This is a genomic window from Psychrilyobacter piezotolerans (assembly GCF_003391055.1).
Classification (GTDB): Bacteria; Fusobacteriota; Fusobacteriia; order Fusobacteriales; family Fusobacteriaceae; genus Psychrilyobacter; species Psychrilyobacter piezotolerans.
In genome coordinates, this window is the sequence record NZ_QUAJ01000058.1 from 1 (window position 1) to 3,862 (window position 3,862).

Consider the following 3,862-nt stretch of genomic DNA (forward strand, 5'->3'; position numbering starts at 1 on the left):
ATCTAAAGGAGTGGTACCTTGAGATCAAGAGCATCACTGACAAGCTGAAGAACCATGTAGACCACGCGCCGCCCGAGATTCGCGACCGGAGCAAGCCGAAGGACGCTCAAGTGGAGCCCATTTCAACGCCAGATTCCGTTGAAGTCCATATTCCAATCCCGCCGCTGGCTGTTGTTCATGAGGAAAAAGAGGCCCCCGCCGCTCCACAGGAGGCCCCAGTTGAAACAGAGAAAACCGTTTAAAGTTTACAGAACTTTTTGAAATAAATCCCGCGGCGCTCAATCTTGCCAATGAGCGATGATAAGCGAGCTGTCTTGAAGAAGGCCGAGGGTCACGGCACGGCCTTCCCGGCTGGCGCCAACCTGCGGAACATCCAGTTCTACATCAACGAGATCAGCAGGTACATGTCGGACACGGGCTCGCTCCTTTTCATCAACTCGGTGGAGGGGCTCAAGTCCTTCATCGGGAACGTGTATCAGCACCACAAGGTCTACTCCGGCGAGCAAGTATTCATTCACCAGCTCATGTCAACAGTCTCTCTCGAGGCTCTGGGCAACAACCCCCTCCTGTTCGTGATCGTAATCAACGCCGCCCTTGAGGTTGATCTCGGCGACAAGATGAACAAGGCCAACCGCATCGCGCGAGACATACTCCAGACGCCACCATCGCTCAGCAGCCTCGTCTGGCACTACTTCAAGCTCATATTGCAGAAACTCGAGAAGATCCTGAAGAAATCCTTCCAACTGACGCTCCAGCAGGTCCACAAGAACACGTTTGACTGGATGGGCAGCACAGACACGACGACGATTGTCTCTGGCCTCATGATCACGGAGATTCTCGTGAAAAACTTCGCCTCGAAGCTCGACAACCTCCTGAAGCAGGCGCTCCTCGCCGTGATCCCCATCTTCGAAAACAGCGATCCCGCCGTCTTCATCCCTGCGAAGAGCTTGCTCATTTCCATCCTCAAGAATGCGCACGAGGAGGACTTCCCGCTGTACATGAAAATGATCACCAAGTTCCTCATGGCCCGATTTGAGATATCGAACATCAACTACGAGAAGATCATCGGCGTCTGCGAAGCGATCCAAGCCATCATCAAGGAGTACCCAGTCTCGATTCCATCGTTCAAATTCAAGACTGTGCCTTCTGACCCCATCTTTACGAAAGAGCTGGTCTCAAACAAGACGTACACGAGCCCTTCTGTCGTTGCTGCATACACCGCGATCCCTCTCGCACTGCTGACCTCTCCCGACATCTTCACCGAAGACAAGATGCTCAAGATCTTCGAGGTCTACGACAAGGTGATCAAGAAGAACAAGATCCTGCGAAACGAGACACTCTATGCTCTCGGAAACTTGATTTTTTCCAAGCGAATGGCATTCTCCACGAAGCAAGTCGATCTGCTGAGCGGCATCCAGCGACAACTCGTTGATTCGCTCGACAGCGACGAATCAATTTTCTGTTTCATCTCTCTCCTCACACTTTCGCCAAAACTGAACACACGTTATGCTGATACTGCACTTGATCAGAAGCTTTCAGATCTCTACGTCGACGGCTTCGACCGCTTTCTACAGCTGTGTCCAACATCGACAGAAACAGTTCATCTTCGACTCATCACCATCGCCAACAATATTCTCCTCAAGCAAGACCAATCCCAAACCCAAATTCTCCTGGCATTCCAGGCATTGTCCCAGCTCAAGGTCTCACCCAACTCCTACTCCGAGAACCTCATCCTCGAGTACTGCTATCATCTGAAGAACCCATCTCTGACAGTGAGAAAAGCTGCCGCGGATGTGATCTTGCATTTCCAGAATGTCACCAAATCCTCTGCCGTCTCCAAACGCCTGCTCGACGTTGTGGCCATCGATCACGATGAGGACTTTCGTATTGACCTTCTCCAGCATCTCTCCAAATCCACGTCAGATACATACGCGATCTTCACAGTGCATGGCTTGATTCGTGATACAGACGACGAAATCCGCCATGAGGCATTCAAGTATCTCACTATTCTCGCAGAGCACTCTGGGGTCCCAGAGCTGATCACTGCGCGCTTGAACGAGTTTGCTGTTGATCTCACCATCAAATCAACTGTGAAGAAACAAGATCTTGAGCCCTTCCTTGTAATCTCGGATGGCCTCGATGATCCTGCTCAGCCGTACGCTGAACCGCTGAGATCCATCCTTCTTCAATTCGCACCATTTTTGATCGGACACCTTTCGAAGCTCAAGCTTCTCCCACCTGCTGCGCTGCAGCTCCTCGCTCAACTCATCTCTATCAACTCCACGTCAGTCGATATCAATCTGCTCTTACCACACATTACACATGCGCTCCAGCCCTACTCCAGCAGATCCAAGCTGAAGGCAGGCATCGCGCTGTTGAAATCGCTTCTCACAAACACGGACTTCAACACCCATGTCACTATCGAGGATCTCGCAACCTTTGATCGCCTGCTGACATCTTCTGTCGCAGAAACTGAGGAGTTCCAGATCAGCGTCCTGACCACACTCTCATCCATTGGCGCCATCAGGCCAGAGATATTGAATCTCGAAGATCAGTCCAACAAGGAACCGAAGTTCTCTCACTCGCCCAACACATTTATCAACACCCAGGATCCACATGATCCGGTCGCGGCATTGGTCTACACATCTCTCGGCGTGACCCTGTCTGTTCTTTCCGACATTCTCCTCGACACAAGCTTTGAGACTCTCCACACACTCGCGCTTCAAGCTGTGTTCACCATTTTGAAATCCAATCCCCTCGACAACACGCTCCTCACAATCGTTCTCGATTGCATCAACAAGCTTCTCGAGGTTGGTGAAAGCTCAACGATCACAACGCTCCTGAACAACGTACCAACGCTGATCAAATCTCTCGGCTCCCGTTTCGCCGTTCTTGTTCCCAAGTTTGTTGACCTTGTTTGTACCCATTGGGGATCCCTTGACGATCACCTTCTCTTGCGGCTCACTGAGTGGATGGTGATGTTCCAGAAGAAGAACTTCCTCCCACACATCCTCAAGGTCACGATCATCTTCACTGAGAACTTCCAATCGTTACCAAAGGAGAGAGTTGAAGATCTTCTTTCTTTGTTCATTTCCTATGGAGAGAGCATCTCTCTTGTTGATCATGTCGTCATTCCTCCACTCCTCGATTACATCATTTTCCATGCCAAAGAGGAGCATGTCCAGCAATCTGTCATCGGAAGGCTCGACGAGATTCTCGTTCTCGGAGGAGGCAAGCCTTTTGCCTATCAGATCTTCCGAACCATCATCGCCGCATACGCCAAGAACAAGGCTCTCCACAAGCAGTGTCTCGACATCATCCTCCACACCGGCGAAATGCTTGGCGACCAGTTCCGCAGTCACATTCCCCTCCTCGAATCGATTTTCGACTTCACCCAGTCCATTGACCTCTGCAAGCTCTCAACATGCGTGATGACAAACAAACCGTATCAGCCACTTCTCAAGCTCTCTATCGGAGATCCCAACGCTCCCCAGCGCATTCCGAGAGCGCCCGCCGTTCATCCTGATGTGACCAAATCCTCTGCCAATCTTCCGCAGATATCGATTGATGCGATTGATCTGAAGCTCCCCAAAGCAGACTTCGATGAGCTCGCCTGGACCACATGGTTCGAAGATCTCGTTCGCGTTGTCTTCTCGAAATCTCAGAGCAGAGCAATCACTGCGTGCAGAGAAATCGCCATTCGGCACAACACCATCCTCTCCTCACTCTTCCCAATCGCGTTTGCCATTCTCTATTATCTCTGGTGCCAGGAGAAAGCAAATTCCACGAAGAAGGAGAAAACAGTCAATTACGACACCTTCCTCAAGACGATTTTCAACAGTCCTACCACTCCTTTATGATA

General features: G+C 50.9%; 2 protein-coding genes. Both read left to right on the forward strand.

Annotated elements, in window-relative coordinates:
* The coding region (locus DYH56_RS16075) for a hypothetical protein (RefSeq protein ID WP_158539181.1) at positions 1-242 on the forward strand (242 nt) is incomplete at its 5' end.
* Positions 243-290: 48 nt separating this feature from the next.
* Entirely contained in the window at positions 291-3,860 is a 3,570-nt protein-coding gene (locus tag DYH56_RS15475; protein ID WP_147269631.1) for a hypothetical protein, read from the forward strand.
* The last annotated feature ends 2 nt before the right edge of the window (positions 3,861-3,862 follow it).

Bases quoted from the DNA above. Each gene is read 5' to 3' on its own strand.
- DYH56_RS15475 (WP_147269631.1), top strand. From the start codon at position 291: ATGAGCGATGATAAGCGAGCTGTCTTGAAGAAGGCCGAGGGTCACGGC.